At 66.2% G+C, this 15,027-nt stretch carries 10 protein-coding genes; 6 read left to right on the top strand and 4 right to left on the bottom strand.

Annotation, left to right across the window (positions count from 1 at the left end; all coding sequences use genetic code 11):
• Positions 1-54: 54 nt before the first annotated feature.
• Positions 55-3,600 carry a transglutaminase family protein gene (locus U4Y88_RS13020; RefSeq protein WP_321784364.1) on the bottom strand — a complete coding sequence of 1,182 codons (3,546 nt, stop codon included), beginning with the start codon at positions 3,598-3,600 and terminating at the stop codon, positions 55-57.
• A 158-nt stretch (positions 3,601-3,758) separates the two neighbouring features.
• Here U4Y88_RS13020 and U4Y88_RS13015 point away from each other — a divergent pair, with 158 nt between their 5' ends.
• Positions 3,759-4,874 (top strand): putative zinc-binding metallopeptidase, encoded by a 1,116-nt coding sequence (locus tag U4Y88_RS13015; RefSeq protein WP_321784362.1) that lies wholly within the window; start codon positions 3,759-3,761, stop codon positions 4,872-4,874.
• A 60-nt stretch (positions 4,875-4,934) separates the two neighbouring features.
• Here the strand turns inward: U4Y88_RS13015 and U4Y88_RS13010 are convergent, their stop codons facing one another.
• Together U4Y88_RS13010 and U4Y88_RS13005 are read right to left on the bottom strand one after the other, a co-directional pair.
• The gene (locus tag U4Y88_RS13010; RefSeq protein WP_224010565.1) at positions 4,935-6,407 is read right to left on the bottom strand and encodes a circularly permuted type 2 ATP-grasp protein; all 1,473 of its coding nucleotides are present in this window, start codon (positions 6,405-6,407) and stop codon (positions 4,935-4,937) included.
• 144 nt (positions 6,408-6,551) lie between these two features.
• A complete protein-coding gene (locus U4Y88_RS13005) occupies positions 6,552-7,223 on the bottom strand; it encodes a glutathione S-transferase family protein (protein ID WP_321784360.1) in 672 nt (223 codons plus the stop codon).
• A gap of 368 nt (positions 7,224-7,591) precedes the next feature.
• Between U4Y88_RS13005 and U4Y88_RS13000 the strand changes: the two genes are divergently transcribed.
• The gene (locus tag U4Y88_RS13000) at positions 7,592-8,986 is read left to right on the top strand and encodes a polyhydroxyalkanoate depolymerase (protein WP_321784358.1); all 1,395 of its coding nucleotides are present in this window, start codon (positions 7,592-7,594) and stop codon (positions 8,984-8,986) included.
• A 19-nt stretch (positions 8,987-9,005) separates the two neighbouring features.
• Here the strand turns inward: U4Y88_RS13000 and U4Y88_RS12995 are convergent, their stop codons facing one another.
• Positions 9,006-9,452 carry a cupin domain-containing protein gene (locus U4Y88_RS12995; protein ID WP_224010558.1) on the bottom strand — a complete coding sequence of 149 codons (447 nt, stop codon included), beginning with the start codon at positions 9,450-9,452 and terminating at the stop codon, positions 9,006-9,008.
• A gap of 883 nt (positions 9,453-10,335) precedes the next feature.
• Between U4Y88_RS12995 and bcsD the strand changes: the two genes are divergently transcribed.
• From bcsD to bcsA, 4 genes are all read left to right on the top strand, one after another.
• Positions 10,336-10,791: a cellulose biosynthesis protein BcsD gene (gene bcsD / locus U4Y88_RS12990; RefSeq protein WP_321784530.1), complete on the top strand. Its 456-nt coding sequence runs from the start codon at positions 10,336-10,338 to the stop codon at positions 10,789-10,791.
• 166 nt (positions 10,792-10,957) lie between these two features.
• The gene (gene bcsP, locus U4Y88_RS12985) at positions 10,958-11,968 is read left to right on the top strand and encodes a cellulose biosynthesis protein BcsP (protein WP_321784356.1); all 1,011 of its coding nucleotides are present in this window, start codon (positions 10,958-10,960) and stop codon (positions 11,966-11,968) included.
• Positions 11,965-12,756, top strand: a complete 792-nt coding sequence (bcsQ, locus tag U4Y88_RS12980) for a cellulose biosynthesis protein BcsQ (protein WP_224010553.1) — start codon at positions 11,965-11,967, stop codon at positions 12,754-12,756. Before bcsP ends, bcsQ begins: the two co-directional genes overlap by 4 nt.
• Positions 12,753-14,969, top strand: a complete 2,217-nt coding sequence (bcsA, locus tag U4Y88_RS12975) for a UDP-forming cellulose synthase catalytic subunit (RefSeq protein WP_321784354.1) — start codon at positions 12,753-12,755, stop codon at positions 14,967-14,969. Before bcsQ ends, bcsA begins: the two co-directional genes overlap by 4 nt.
• The last annotated feature ends 58 nt before the right edge of the window (positions 14,970-15,027 follow it).

Raw genomic sequence — 15,027 nt, 5'->3', positions numbered from 1 at the left:
CGTCTTCGGTTGGGGCTGGCTGACGTATTACGTCAACCGTGTTATCGGCAGAAATCAGCCGCGCCGCAGATCCAGCGTAAACGGAAACTCCAGGCTGCGCGCGGGCGGCGCGGCCTCGAACGGGCCGGGCGTGTGCCCGGTCGTGAAGAAGCGCGCGCGCCGCCGGCTTTCCGCCTCGTACGCGTTGACCGGAAACGTCTGATAATTGCGGCCGCCCGGATGCGCAACATGATACTGGCATCCGCCGATGGCGCGGCCGCTCCACGTATCGACGATATCGATCGTGAGCGGCGCATGCGCGCCGATGGTCGGATGCAGCGAGGACGCCTGGCGCCACGCGCGAAAGCGCACGCCCGCGACGCTTTCGCTGACGCGCCCGGTCGGTTGCAGCGGCAGCGCGTGGCCATTCACGGTCACGAGATGGCGGCTTTCGTTCAGGCCCAGCACGCGCACCTCTAGCCGCTCCACCGACGAATCCACGTAACGCACCGTGCCGCCTTGCGAGCCTTCCTCGCCCATCACGTGCCACGGTTCGAGCGCGTTGCGCAGCGTGAGCGCGATGCCGCTCGTCTGCAATTCGCCCACCAGCGGGAAGCGGAATTCGAAATGCGGCGCGAACCAGGCGGCGTCGAGCGCGAAATCCGCGTCGCGCAGCTCGGCCAGCACGTCGTCGAAATCCATCTGCACAAAGGTCGAGAGCATGAAGCGGTCGTGCAGCTCGGTGCCCCAGCGCGTGAGGCGCTGCGTGTACGGCGTGCGCCAGAAGCGCGCCACCAGCGCGCGCAGCAGCAGTTGCTGCGCGAGGCTCATGCGCGCGTGCGGCGGCATTTCGAAACCGCGCAGTTCCAGCAGGCCGAGGCGGCCGGTCGGGCCGTCGGGCGAATAGAGCTTGTCGATGCAGAACTCGGCGCGGTGCGTGTTGCCGGTCACGTCGATCAGGATGTTGCGCAGCGCGCGGTCGATCAGCCAGGGCGGAACCGGTGTGCCTTTGCCGTTCGCGCCGGCCTCGCCGAAGCCGCGCAGCAGATCGACTTGCCGCTGGATCTCGGCGAAGGCGATTTCGAGTTCGTAGACCTGGTCGTTGCGCGCCTCGTCGACGCGCGGCGCCTGGCTCGTCGGCCCGATGAACAGGCCCGAGAACAGATACGACAGCGACGGATGGTTGTGCCAGTACGCGATCAGGCTCGCGAGCAGATCGGGGCGGCGCAGGAACGGGCTGTCGGCGGGCGTGGCGCCGCCGAGCACGAGGTGATTGCCGCCGCCGGTGCCGGTGTGGCGGCCGTCGAGCATGAACTTCTCGGTCGAGAGCGCGGTTTCGTGCGCGGCGCGGTAGAGGAATTCGGTGCGCTCGACGAGTTCGTCCCAGTTCGACGACGGGTGGATGTTCACCTCGATCACGCCGGGGTCGGGCGTGACCTGGAGCATCTTGAGGCGCGCGTCGCGCGGCGGCGGATAGCCCTCGATGACGACGGGCAGCGCGAGCTCGCGCGCGGTGGCTTCGACGGCGGCGAGCAGATCGAGATAGTCGTCGAGTTCGGCGAGCGGCGGCATGAAGACGTGCAACTGGCCTTGCCCGCTGCCGAACGCGTCGGCTTCGGCCTTCGGACCGGCGGCGCGCGCCGGGTCGCGCGCTTCGACGCACAGCGCGGTGCGGCGGATCCAGGCCGCCGATTCGCCGCGTTGCGGGTACCGGTTGGCGATTTCAGCGCGGGCGGCGGCGCGTGCGCTTTCGCCTTCGCCTTTGCCTTCGTCCTTGTCTTCGCCATTGCCGTTGCCGGAACCTTCAACGCCTTGCGCGCCGAACGCCGCGCTTTCCTCGCCATAGGCCTGCGCGCCCAGTTCGAACCCTTCGCGATACTGCATGCGCAATTCGGCGGCGCTGCGCAGCGGCTCGGCGGTTGCGAACGGATCGTGCGCGTGCTGCCACGGATAATCGCCCGCCGCCACCCACGGCAGCGAGTCGAGCGGCAGGCGATACCCCATCGGCGAATCGCCCGGCATCAGATACATGCGCTCGTCGCGGAAGAACCACGGCCCGCTGACCCAACGCGGCGGCTGAAGCGCGGGCAGCGAAGCACCCACGCGCTCGCGCACCAGCGGCAGCACGTAGCCGGTCACGGCGTCGAGTCCCGCGTCGAACACGCGGCGCAGGCGCAGGCGTTCCAGCTCGTCGTCGAGACGCGAATCGAAGGGATCGACGTTCACGGGCAAGCGGCGCTCGCGCCACAGGTAATACCAGGTGTCCTCGTAACCGGGCTGCACGTATTTCGATTCGACGCCCAGCTTGCCCGCCAGATGCGCGATGAAGCGCTGCGCGTCGGCGGCCGTGTGATGCGTGGGCGTGCGTTCGTCGGCGAACAAGGACGGATCGTGCCAGCACGGCTCGCCGTCGGCGCGCCAGAACAGCGAGAGCGCCCAGCGCGGCAGCTGTTCGCCCGGATACCACTTGCCCTGGCCGATGTGCAGAAAGCCGCTCGCGCCGTACTGCGCGCGCAGCTTGTCCATCAGCGCGATGGCGTAGCGGCGCTTGGTCGGCCCGAGCGCATCCGTGTTCCATTCCGGTGCATCGCGGTCGCGCTCGGCCACGAAAGTCGGCTCGCCGCCCATCGTCAGGCGCACGTCCTGGCTGGTCAGCGCGGCGTCCACCTGCGCGCCCATCGCCTGCATCTGCGCCCATTGCTCGTCGGTGTACGGCTTGGTGACGCGCGGCGTTTCGAGCACGCGCTCGATCGTCATCGAATGCTCGAATTCGACTTCGCAGTCGTCGAGCGCGCCCGAAATGGGCGCGGCGCTGCCCGGCTCCGGCGTGCAGGCGACCGGAATATGGCCTTCGCCCGCGAGCAGGCCCGAGGTCGGATCGAAGCCGATCCAGCCCGCGCCCGGCAGATAGACCTCGCACCACGCGTGCAGGTCGGTGAAGTCGCATTCGGCGCCCACGGGGCCGTCGATCGCCTTCACGTCGGGCTTCAGTTGCAGCAGATAACCGGACACGAAACGCGCCGCGAGCCCCAACTGGCGCAGCGTCTGCACCAGCAGCCAGCCGGTGTCGCGGCACGAACCCGAGCCTTTTTCTAGCGTTTCCTCGGGCGTCTGCACGCCGGGCTCCATGCGGATCAGATAGCCGATCTCGCTTTGCAGGCGCTGATTCAACCCGACGAGGAAATCGATGGTGCGGATCTCGGCGGCGGGCGAGCGGTCGATCGATTCGACGAAGGCGGCGAAGCGCGGCGTCGGCTCGCTGCACACCAGATAGGGCGCGAGTTCGGCGGCCAGTTCGGGCGTGTAGGCGAACGGGAAGTGCTCGGCGCCCGGTTCGAGGAAGAAGTCGAACGGGTTGTAGACCGCCATTTCCGCGACCAGATCGATGGTCACGCGGAACTCGCGCATCGGCTCGGGGAACGCCAGCCGCGCCTGGTAGTTGGAGAACGGGTCCTGCTGCCAGTTCACGAAGTGGTCGGCGGGCTCCACGCGCATCGAGTACGAGACGATGGGCGTGCGGCAGTGCGGCGCGGGCCGCAGCCGCACGATGTGGGGCGCGAGATGCACGAGCCGGTCATAGCGGTACTGCGTGACATGGTTTAACGCGACACGGATGGACACATCCGACTCCTCGATCGACGTGGACGATGAAATAGGGCGCGCGCGCGGCGCGTGGCTATGATGCCGGGGCAACGAGTGCGCGATGTGACAGCGGCGCGCGGCACGCCGCGTGCTTCGCGAGGCTGCGCGCGCGGCGCATTCACTCCTGGACAGCGGCGATGAAAACCTTTCACTGCGATCACTGCAACCAACTGGTGTTCTTCGAAAACGAGCGCTGCGAACGCTGCGACGCCCGGCTCGGCTACGTGCCGCAGAGCGGCGAGATGCACGCGTTCGAGGAAGCGGGCGACGGCTTGTGGCGCGTCCGGCGCACTGCCGGGAACCCGGCGAATGAAGCGAACGAAGCGAACGAAGCCGCGCTGTTCCGCCAATGCCACAACTACGCGGTGGAAAACGTCTGCAACGGCATGATCGCTGCCGGTTCGTCCGATTCCCCCGACACGCTGTGCCGCGCCTGCCAGTTCACGCGCACGATTCCCGACCTCTCGCGGCCTGAAAACCGCGTCTACTGGTATCGGCTCGAAACCGCCAAGCGGCGTCTGCTCGCCACGCTCGCGTCGCTGGGCCTGCCGCTCGCCACGCGCGCGGACGACCCCGAACACGGCCTGCAATTCGAGTTCCTCGAAGACACCGGCGACGGCCAGCGCGTGCTCACCGGCCACGACCACGGCCTGATCACGATGAACATCGCCGAAGCCGACGACGCCCATCGCGAACGCACGCGCGTCTCGCTGCACGAGCCGTATCGCACGCTGCTCGGCCATTTCCGCCACGAAGTCGGCCATTACTATTTCGACCGCCTCGTGATGGAGACGCGCCGCATCGAGCCGTTTCGCACGCTGTTCGGCGACGAGCGCGCCGACTACGCCGAAGCTCTCGCCGCGCACTACTCCAACGGCCCCGCGCCCGACTGGGCCGGGCGCTACGTGAGCGCGTATGCGTCCGTGCATCCGTGGGAGGACTGGGCCGAGACGTGGGCGCATTATCTGCATATCGTCGATACGCTCGACACCGCTACCGCCTGCGGGCTCGCGCTGCTGCCCGAACGCCGCGACGAACCGGTGCTGCTCGACCAGACGCCCGTCGACGAAGCGAGCTTCGACAACCTGATGGCGCGCTGGTTTCCGCTCACGTACGTGCTCAACAGCCTGAACCGCAGCCTCGGCATGCCGGACGGCTATCCGTTCGCGCTGGCCCCGCCGGTCATCGACAAATTGCGGTTCGTTCATCGCGTGGTTTCGGCGGCGGCTTCGACTTCGTTGGCGCGTGCGTGATGCGGTTGGTTCGGGTTCCTGAGCGTTCGCGAATGGCGGCGCGACGGTACGCCGGCGCGCTCAGCGTTCGAGCACCCACGTATCCTTGGTGCCGCCGCCCTGCGAGGAATTGACGACGAGCGAGCCCTCGCGCAGCGCCACGCGCGTGAGGCCGCCCGGCACCATGCGCACTTCCTTGCCCGAGAGCACGAACGGCCGCAGATCGATATGGCGCGGCGCGATGCCCGATTCCACCCACGTCGGGCAGGTCGAAAGCGAGAGCGTCGGCTGCGCGATGTATTTGTCGGGATTCGCGAGCAGCGCCGCACGGAACGCCTCGATTTCGGCTTTCGTCGACGCCGGGCCGATCAACATGCCGTAGCCGCCCGCGCCGTGCGTTTCCTTCACGACCAGATCGCCGAGATGATCGAGCACGTACTGAAGGTCGTCGGGCTTGCGGCACATCCACGTGGGCACGTTGTTGAGCAGCGGTTCCTCGCCCAGATAGAAGCGCACCATGTCGGGCACATACGGATAGATCGACTTGTCGTCGGCGACGCCCGTGCCCACCGCGTTGCACAGCGTGACGTTGCCCTTGCGATAGACGTTCATCAGTCCCGCCGCGCCGAGCGTGGAGTCGGAGCGGAAGACGAGCGGATCGAGAAAGTCGTCGTCGACGCGGCGATAGATCACGTCGATGCGCTGCGGTCCCTGCGTCGTGCGCATGTAGAGATAGTCGTTATCGACGAACAGATCCTGGCCTTCGACCAGTTCGCAGCCCATCTGCTGCGCGAGGAACGCGTGCTCGAAATACGCCGAGTTGTACATGCCCGGCGTGAGCACGACCACGGTGGGATTGTCGGCGCCCGAGGGCGCGGCGGCGCGCAGCGTGTCGAGCAGCAGGTCGGGGTAATGCGCGACGGGCGCGATGCGGTTGCGCACGAACAGATCGGGAAAGAGCCGCATCATCATCTTGCGGTTTTCGAGCATGTACGAGACGCCCGACGGCACGCGCAGGTTGTCCTCCAGCACGTAGAACTCGCCCTCGTCGGCGCGCACGATATCGATGCCCGCGATATGCGCGTAGATGTCGCGCGCCACGTTCACGCCCTGCATTTCCGGGCGATATTGCGCGTTGTTCAGGATCTGGTCGGCGGGCACGATGCCGCGCTTGACGATCTCCTGATCGTGATAGATGTCGTGGATAAAGCGGTTCAGCGCGTTCACGCGCTGGCGCAGGCCGCGCTCCAGCTTGTTCCATTCGTCGCGCTGGAAAATGCGCGGAATCACGTCGAAGGGAATCGTGCGCTCGGTGCCCGCGCCCGTGACGTCCTTCTCGCCATAGACGGCGAAGGTGATGCCCACGCGGCGGAAGATCGTGTCGGCTTCCGCGCGCTTCTTGTGCATCTGCTGCTCGCTCTGGCCGCGCATCCACGAGAAAAACTCGCGGTAATGCGCGCGCGGTTCGCCCGCCTGCGCGAACGCCGTGGCGGCCACGCCCCGAACGTCGAATTGCCCTTGCTCGAACATCTCGTTGAAGAAAGCTTGCGTCATAGTTGTTCTTCCGTCCGCTGCTTGTGCGTGCTGATGCGTGCTGGTTCGTTCTAGATACGTTCTTGTGCGGTCGCGCGATTACCTGTCGGGCCAGAACGCCCGATGCAACTTCCATGCCGACGCGAGCATGGCCAAGCGCGCCGCTCAGAACTCCATGTCGAGTTCGTCGATGTCCTCCGTTTCCGCCTTCGCGGCGGCAATCCATTCGGCCACATAGGGCTGCTTGAGCACGCGCATGCAGTACTCGCCGATGTCGGGGTCGATCGGCACGTCGTAAGTGAGCAGACGCGTGACGACGGGCGCGTACATGGCGTCGGCGGCGCTGATCTCGCCGAACAGCCAGGGACCGCCGTACTGCTGGAGGCAGTCGCGCCAGATCGTCACGATGCGATCGATGTCGTCGTGGGCGCGCGACCAGATGCGAAACGACGGAAAGTGGCCGCGCAGATTCATCGGCAATGCGGAGCGCAGCGCGCCGAAGCCCGAGTGCATTTCGCCGCACACCGAGCGGCAATGCGCGCGCGCCTTGCGGTCGGCGGGCAGCAGATGCGCCTGCGGGCGGATTTCGTTGAGGTATTCGCAGATCGCGAGCGTGTCCCAGATCTCGTTGCCGTCGTGGCGCAGGCAGGGCACGAGGATCGACGGCGAAAGCAGCAGCAGTTCGGCGCGCGCGGCGGCGTCGTCGATCGGCACGGCGAGCGTCTCGAAGTCGAGTCCGGCGAGTTTCGCGAGCAGCCAGCCGCGCATCGACCACGACGAATAGTTGCGGCTGCTGATCGTCAAGGTCGTATTCGTCTGATTTGACTGACTTGTCATGCGGGCCTCCTCGGGCTTCAGACTCATCACACCAATCTGCGGCGCGGCGCACAGCGTTCGGGCGCGATGCACCGCGAAGGAACGCCGCGCCGCTCGCGCCTGGCGTTCGCGGTGCGCGGCGTCACGCGCCGGTCGTACGAATATCACGCGGATGTAACGCGGATGTGAACGCGCGGCGCGCTCGCATGCGCCGTGCGTGCCGCTGTTCATCGGCGATTGTTCCGCCGTTCACTCGCTCGACCGTCCCCGAAAAAGTGCAAGCACCGTGCCAGTGAACGCGTGCGAGCCGCCGGGTGCCAGAGCGAGTGGCATAGCTATTGCCTCTCTTGCTCGCATTGCCGCCCATCGGCGGCCTGGAGCTTGCGCCCATGAATTTGCTTGCTTATCCGGCCTATCAGGCGTTCGCGGATGTCATGCGCCCGTGGCGCGCCGCCGCCTCGTTCGCGCGCGCGGCGCTCGCCGCGTGGCCCACCGCCTGGCCCACACTCACCGCCGGCTTCGATGCGCGTTATCTCGACGCCTGCTGGGAACAGATCGAAATGGCCGGGCTCACGCATGCGCGTCCGCCGTTCGGCATCGACGCCGTGCAGGTGGACGGCGTGCGCACGCCGGTGATCGAGGAAGTGGTCAAGCGCACGCCGTTCGGCTCGCTGCTGCACTTTCGCAAGGACACGCCCGCGCCGCAGCCGCGCGTGCTGCTGGTCGCGCCGATGTCGGGCCACTTCGCGACGCTGCTGCGCGGCACCGTGCGCACGATGCTCGCCGATCACGACGTCTACATCACCGACTGGCACAATCCGCGCGACGTGCCGCTGGCGGCGGGGCGCTTCGGTTTCGACGAATACGTCGAGCACGTGATGGCGTTCATCCGCCGCATCGGCCCCGACGCGCATCTGGTCGCGATCTGCCAGCCGACCGTGGCCGCGCTCGCCGCCGTCTCGCTGATGGCCGCCGACAACGATCCCGCGCAGCCCGCGAGCATGACGCTGATGGCGGGGCCGATCGACTGCCGCGTGAATCCGACCAAGGTCAACGACCTCGCCAACAGCAAGCCGATCGAGTGGTTCGAGCGCAATCTGATCAGCGCGGTGCCGGGCGGTTTTCCCGGCGCGCAACGGCGCGTCTATCCGGGCTTCGTGCAGTTGAGCGCGTTCATGTCGATGAATCTGGAGCGCCATCTGGCCTCGTTCGAGGAGATGCGCCACGAACGCGCGAAGGGCGACGCCGGGAAGGCGGACGCGATCCGCGTGTTCTATCGCGAGTACTTCGCCACCACGGACCTGACCGCCGAGTTCTATCTGGAAACGGTCAGCTCCGTGTTCCAGCAGTACGCGCTGCCGCTCGGCAAGCTCAAGGTGGGCGAGCGCCTCGTCGAGCCGCACGCGATCCGGCGCACCGCGCTGCTGACGATCGAAGGCGAAAAGGACGATATCTGCGCCGTCGGGCAGACGGTGGCCGCGCAGGAGTTGTGCTCCGGCCTGCGCCCCTATATGAAGACGCATCACGTGCAGACCGGCGTCGGGCATTACGGCGTGTTCAACGGACGGCGCTGGGACACGCAGATCTATCCGCTGGTGCGCTCGACGATCCACGATCACGAGCCGCGCGCGCGGCGCGTCGCCGCCTCGGCTTCGTCGATCGCGCTGGCTTCGGCCGATGCGGCGGACGCAGCCGGCGCGGGTCAGGTCACGCTGGGCGCGCTGCTCGCCGCCGAGGCGCACGCGGCGGCGGCCATCGCGCGGGCCGCCGAAGCCCAGCCCTAGTGACGGCGCGCCGGGTGCGTCATGGCGCCGCGGGTGCGGCGCTCTCCTGCCAGGGCGTGGGCGCGGGGACCTCGCAGGGCGCGGCCACGTCGATCGACTTGAAGTCGGCGGGACTCACGATCTCCAGATACTCCATGTCGGGCGAGTAATCGAACAGAAAGTGCGCGATGCCCGGCGCCTGATGCACGCAGTCGCCGGCCTCGACGAGCGTTTCGCGCTCGCCGTACATGAAGCGCGCCCAGCCCTTGAGCATGATGACGATATGAAAATCCGCCTCATGCCGATGCCAGCCCGTGCCCGCTTCCGGCGCCTCGTTGGCGCGCACCAGTTGCGCGACCACCTTGCCGTGCGTGGCCTCGCTGATGCCGAGATCGCGATAGACGAAGAAGTCGCGCAGTCCGCCGCCGGTGAAGGCGGTGTCCTGCGGTTTGACGTGCGAAAAACCCGTGGCGAATCCGCTTTGCATGGCAGGTCTCCCAGTGAAAAACGCGAGTGCAGATTCAAGCACGCTCCGTTCCAGCAGGCTGAAAACAGGTAATCCGGCGTTAAAGCCGCTTCAAAAGGGCGCGCAAACGATTTACGAAATTAAATCGAAAAAAGTCGCGCGCCAATTCAGTGCGGATTTTCCTTGTTTTCATTAATAAAATCCCGCATTCGGGGCGTTGAGGCATTAAAGCGGGCGGATAAGCGGCGGACATCGCATGGCCGTCTCGAAATGCATTTCGCATCGGCGGGCGAGTGGTGATCTGTCGAGTCGAGAGTGCTTCTTACTCAGGCTGCATCTCTGCCGCCGTGCGATGGAGATGTTCTCATTCCTTTTCGAACCTTGCCTGTCCGTCGAGAATTATTCGACGCATTCAAAAACTGTTCGCCATTGCGCGCCATTATTTCCGCCAGGCGGAGGAATTGTGCTTTGATGCGGCACATTGGCGTGTGTCGATTTCGCGCGGTGCGCGGACCGGAATGCGGCATCAGCAGGTCCGCCCCGAACGGTCGTGCGGCATTTTCACATTACAAAATCATGACAATCGTCCGAAAGAATTGGTAATGCGGCGTACCTGTAAAAAGGGATCGAACCGTGGCCCGGCAGAAATATCGTCGGATTAACAATAAATGCGTGCGTTATACTTCGGCTTCCGAGAATGCGGTGCTGATTCCGTATGAAATATTTCAAGGCTTAGTCTGAAATGTTTCGTTCGCTTATCAGACTTTACTCGATATTTCAAATAGCTTTCATCGCGCGCGGTAGTCAGGCGGGGGCCTGTGACACGTCACGTCTGTGTCACGAACGCCGTGCAGTTGAGAAGTGCAAAACCTGGTGTTTCGACCTGAACTGGACCAGCCTGCCCATGCCGACCGTCGTCGATTTCCTGCTTGAGCAACATCTTTCCCCTCAGTGGCGCGGCCTGTTGAGCGCCCTCGCCGCGGAGTTCGAGTCTCAGTTGAGCCCCGACGAGTTGCGTCAATTGATGTTCCGCGTCGGCGCGCGCTTCGCCGCCAGCCACGCGCTGCCGCCGTGCGAGTCCACCGATGACCTCGCCGATGCGTTGAATGCGCACTGGTCGGGCATCCAGTGGGGCTATGTGGAACTCGCCGACGAAGGCGAGTACCTGCGCATCCTCCATTACGGCGCGCCGCTCGCGGCGTTCGGCAACGCGGCGCTCGCCTGGACGCCTGCCTTCCTGCAAGGCTGCTATCAGGCCTGGCTCGACGCGATGGGCGCGGCCGAGCTGGTGGTGGCGCAGGCGGACGTGCCCGACGAGGGTTACGTCGTCGAATTCCGTCTCGCGCGCGCAACAGCCTGAAGACGGACGGCGCGCGTGCCGTTATAGATCCATCGACCCGCGCGTGTGTCTTGCTCGCGCCGCCCTGAGATTTGCGTGCGGCGCGTGTCAGCAGTGTCCGGTGGTGATCGGCAGGTTTTACCGTTTTGTCAGTCCTTGATTATGGCTACGGCCAGTGAGTCGTCTCATGAGCACCTCGCGCGATGTCAAAGCGCTCTTCGACCGGTTCGGCGGAGACGCGAGCAGTTATCGGGAAATCCGTATGGAAAACGAGGCCCGCGATGCACGCGGGCGCTGGCCGTTGCTCGGCATGATCGATCCGCGTGAGGTCGATCTGTCGGCGGCGGAAGCGAGGCCTGGCGCCCCGCAGGCGCCCGAGCTGCGCGTGAAGGTGCCGCGCGCCCAGCGCGACGACACCCAGGCCGCGTTGCGCCAGTCGGCGCCGCTGTTCACGCGTTCGCCGCGACGCGATGTGCCGCCGGTGATCCGCAAGGAAAAGCCCGCGGCGCCCGCGAGCAGCGCATTCCGTTTTTCGCCGATCCCGGCCGCGCGCGTCGACGCGGCGGCGGGCGATGCGCAGGACGTGGCGAACGCGCTCACGCAATCGGTCGCCGGTACGCAGCCGAATCCCGCGCCGCTCGCTTTCGCGATGCCCGCGACGGGTGATGCTGCGTCTGCGGCCGATGCGGGCGTTTCGTCTGATGTGAATCGCGCGAATGCCGCCGCGAATGAAGCCGCAAGCGCCGACACGGCGCGCGCCTTGCCGCCGCTCGCTCCGCGTTTCGCGCAACCGGCGTCTGTGCTGGGCGCGTCGGCGGTGCCGGGTTTCGCGCGAACGCAAGCGCAAATGCAAACCCAATCGCCAACGCCTGCACCCGCACCCGCGATCGCCGCCAAGGCCGCGAACCTCGCGGGCACGCCGCGTGCACTGGGCGCGACCAGCGCGATCAGCACGGCGTCGCGCCCGGCATCCGCCGTGGTCGCGCCGCTGAAAAAACTCTTTGGCCGTGTCGCCGCGAGCGACAACGGCACGCGTGCCGATGCACCGGCGCCCGAAGCGGCTCCCGCACGGCTCGACAATCTGTTCGACCGCCTGCGCAGCGGCAATGCCAGCCATACCGGCAATAGCGGCAAGAATGGCGGCAGCGAAGCGGCATCGCGCCGTCCGTGGTTTCTCAAGGGAGTGAGCGGGCCATGAAAGTGGTGAGTGTGGTGTCGGCGAAAGGCGGCGTCGGCAAGACGACCGTCGCGGCGAATCTCGCCTCGGTGCTCGCGGCGCAGGGCCGCCATGTGGTGGCGCTCGACCTCGATCCGCAGAACTCGCTGCGACTTTACTTCGGCGTGCCGCTCGACAGCGTCGACGGCCTCTCGCGCGCCGCGCTCACGGGCGCGCCCTGGCAGAGCGCGATGGTCGACGGCAGCGACGGCGTGGTCGTGCTCGCGTTCGGCGCGCTGATCGAAGAAGAGCAGCATCTGTTCGAACGCCATCTCGACGAAAACCCGCAATGGCTGCTGCGCGGTCTGGAGTCGCTGCGTCTCGACGCGCCCGATATCGTCGTGATCGACACGCCGCCGGGCTCGTCCGCGTACACGCGCGCCGCGCTCAGCGCCGCCGATTTCGCCGTCAACGTCGTGCTCGCCGACGCCGCCTCGTATGCCGCGATCCCGCAGATGCAGCGCATGATCGACGCCTACGCCGCGCCGCGCCCCGAGTTTCGCGGCGAGGGCTACGTGGTGAATCAGGTCGATCAATCGCGCCAGCTCAACAAGGACGTGTTGCGCGTGCTGCGCGACATGCTCGGCGACCACATGTTTCCGGGCGTCGTGCACGACGACGAAGGCGTGAGCGAATCGCTCGCCTGCAACACCACGGTCGTGCGCTACGACCCGCTGTGCCAGGCCGCCGCCGACATGCGCGCGTTCGGCGCATGGCTGCTCGCGGCGCTCGAATCCGATCGCGCGTCGTCGCGCAGGAGCGTGGCATGAGCACGGTTCAGTCGGGACCCGGCGCGGGAGCGCGGGAAGAGGGCGGCAAGGGCACCTCGCGTCTGGAGCGTTTCGCCGATTCGCGCATCTGGAGCAGCCTGCCCGTGATGGCGGTGCTCACGCTCTTCTCGCTGTGCGCGCTGTTTTTCGTCTTCACGGTGCCGCTGCCCGACCGCGAGCAACTGATCTTCGCGATCTGCTGCTTCGTCTGCGCGCTGTTCTTCCGCCGCTTCGCGGGCCACTACGCCACGCTCGTGATGATCATGCTGTCGGTGATGGCGTCGGGCCGCTACATGTACTGGCGGCTCACGGAAACCACCTACTGGTCGCGCCCGCTCGACGCCGTCTGGGGCCTGCTGCTCGTGTCCGCCGAAGTCTATGCCGCACTCGTGCTGATGCTCGGCTACTTCCAGACCGCCTGGCCGCTCAAGCGCAAGCCGGTGCCGCTGCCCGCCTCGCGCACGGACTGGCCGACCGTCGACATCTTCATTCCGACCTACAACGAGCCGCTCTCGGTCGTGAAGCCGACGATCTACGCGGCGCTCGCGCTGGACTATCCGTCCGACAAGCTCTCGATCCACGTGCTCGACGACGGCCGCCGTCCCGACTTCAAGGCCTTCTGCGAAGAAGTGGGCGTGAACTGGACGATCCGCGCGCACAACCGCCACGCGAAGGCGGGCAACATCAACGAAGCGCTCAAGATCACCGACGGCGAATACTTCGCGATCTTCGACTGCGACCACATTCCCACGCGTTCGTTTCTGCAGGTCTGCCTCGGCTGGTTTCTGCGCGACAAGAAGCTCTCGATGCTGCAAACGCCGCACCACTTCTTTTCCGCCGATCCGTTCGAGCGCAACCTCGGCACCTTCCGCAAGGTGCCGAACGAAGGCGAGCTGTTCTACGGCCTCGTGCAGGACGGCAACGATCTCTGGAACGCCACGTTCTTCTGCGGCTCGTGCGCGCTGCTGCGCCGCTCGATGGTCGAGGAGATCGGCGGCATTGCCGTGGAAACCGTGACCGAGGACGCGCACACCGCGCTCAAGCTGCATCGGCTCGGCTACACCACGGCGTATCTGGCGATTCCGCAGGCCGCCGGTCTCGCGACCGAAAGTCTCTCGGGCCACATCGGCCAACGGATTCGCTGGGCGCGCGGCATGACGCAGATTTTCCGCGTCGACAATCCGCTGATGGGCAAGGGCCTCTCGTTCGGCCAGCGCCTCTGCTATCTGAACGCGATGATGCACTTCTTCTACGGCATCCCGCGTCTCGTGTTTCTCACCGCGCCGCTCTCGTTCCTGTTCTTCGGCGCGCACGTGATCCAGGCGTCGGCGGCCACCATTGCGCTGTTCGCGCTGCCGCACATGTTCCATGCGAACGTCACGAACTCGCGCATGCAGAGCCAGTTCCGCCATTCGTTCTGGGCCGAGGTCTACGAGTCGGTGCTCGCGTCGTACATCACCGCGCCGACGCTGCTCGCGCTGATCAACCCGAAGCTCGGCAAGTTCAACGTGACGGCCAAGGGCGGCAAGATCGCCGAGAACTATTTCGACTGGGCGATCTCGCGGCCGTATCTGATCCTGCTGATGCTGAACCTGATCGGCTTCCTGGTCGGGCTCTGGCATATCCACGCGTACTGGCACGTCAAGAGCGTGGTCAACACGACGCTGCTGAACCTCGCGTGGACCGCCTACAACATGCTGATTCTCGGCGCGAGCGTGGCCGCCGCCAACGAACACAAGCAGGTGCGCTCGGTGCACCGCGTCGCCATGAAGATGCCGGTGATGCTGCGTTTCGGCACGGGCCGCACGCTCGCGTGCGAGACGCTCGACTACTCCGAGGGCGGCGTGGGCGTGGCGCTGCCGCAGAACATTGCGATTCCGCTGCACGAGAACGTGACGGTGTCGCTGTTTCGCGGCGACGAGGAATACGCGTTTCGCGCGACCGTGAGCTTTTCGGCGCCGGGACGCGCGGGCCTTCAGTTCCTCGAAATGACGAAGGCGCAGGAATTCGACTTCGTGAAGACGACTTTCTCGCGCGCCGATGCGTGGACCGGCTGGGCCGAGGGCCGTCAGGCCGACGCCCCGCTGCGCGCGCTCTCGAACGTGCTGGGAGCGGGCGTGGGCGGCATCGGCGGCCTGTTCCAGCATCTCTACGCAGACTTGCGCGCCTGGGGAAAGCGCGGCGGCAAGCGGACCGGACAACAAGACAGCTAAGACACATGAAGAAAGGGAGCGGTTTGTCACGCCCGCACGCGCGTTCGGGCGAGCAGGA

This window comes from Paraburkholderia sp. J94 (assembly GCF_905220285.1).
Lineage (GTDB): Bacteria > Pseudomonadota > Gammaproteobacteria > Burkholderiales > Burkholderiaceae > Paraburkholderia > Paraburkholderia tropica_A.
This window is presented reverse-complemented; position numbering and strand designations above follow the sequence as displayed.

Bases quoted from the DNA above. Each gene is read 5' to 3' on its own strand.
- bcsP (WP_321784356.1), top strand. From the start codon at position 10,958: ATGAGCACCTCGCGCGATGTCAAAGCGCTCTTCGACCGGTTCGGCGGA.
- U4Y88_RS13005 (WP_321784360.1), bottom strand. From the start codon at position 7,223: ATGACAAGTCAGTCAAATCAGACGAATACGACCTTGACGATCAGCAGC.
- U4Y88_RS13000 (WP_321784358.1), top strand. From the start codon at position 7,592: ATGAATTTGCTTGCTTATCCGGCCTATCAGGCGTTCGCGGATGTCATG.
- U4Y88_RS13015 (WP_321784362.1), top strand. From the start codon at position 3,759: ATGAAAACCTTTCACTGCGATCACTGCAACCAACTGGTGTTCTTCGAA.
- bcsQ (WP_224010553.1), top strand. From the start codon at position 11,965: ATGAAAGTGGTGAGTGTGGTGTCGGCGAAAGGCGGCGTCGGCAAGACG.
- U4Y88_RS13010 (WP_224010565.1), bottom strand. From the start codon at position 6,407: ATGACGCAAGCTTTCTTCAACGAGATGTTCGAGCAAGGGCAATTCGAC.
- bcsD (WP_321784530.1), top strand. From the start codon at position 10,336: ATGCCGACCGTCGTCGATTTCCTGCTTGAGCAACATCTTTCCCCTCAG.
- bcsA (WP_321784354.1), top strand. From the start codon at position 12,753: ATGAGCACGGTTCAGTCGGGACCCGGCGCGGGAGCGCGGGAAGAGGGC.
- U4Y88_RS12995 (WP_224010558.1), bottom strand. From the start codon at position 9,452: ATGCAAAGCGGATTCGCCACGGGTTTTTCGCACGTCAAACCGCAGGAC.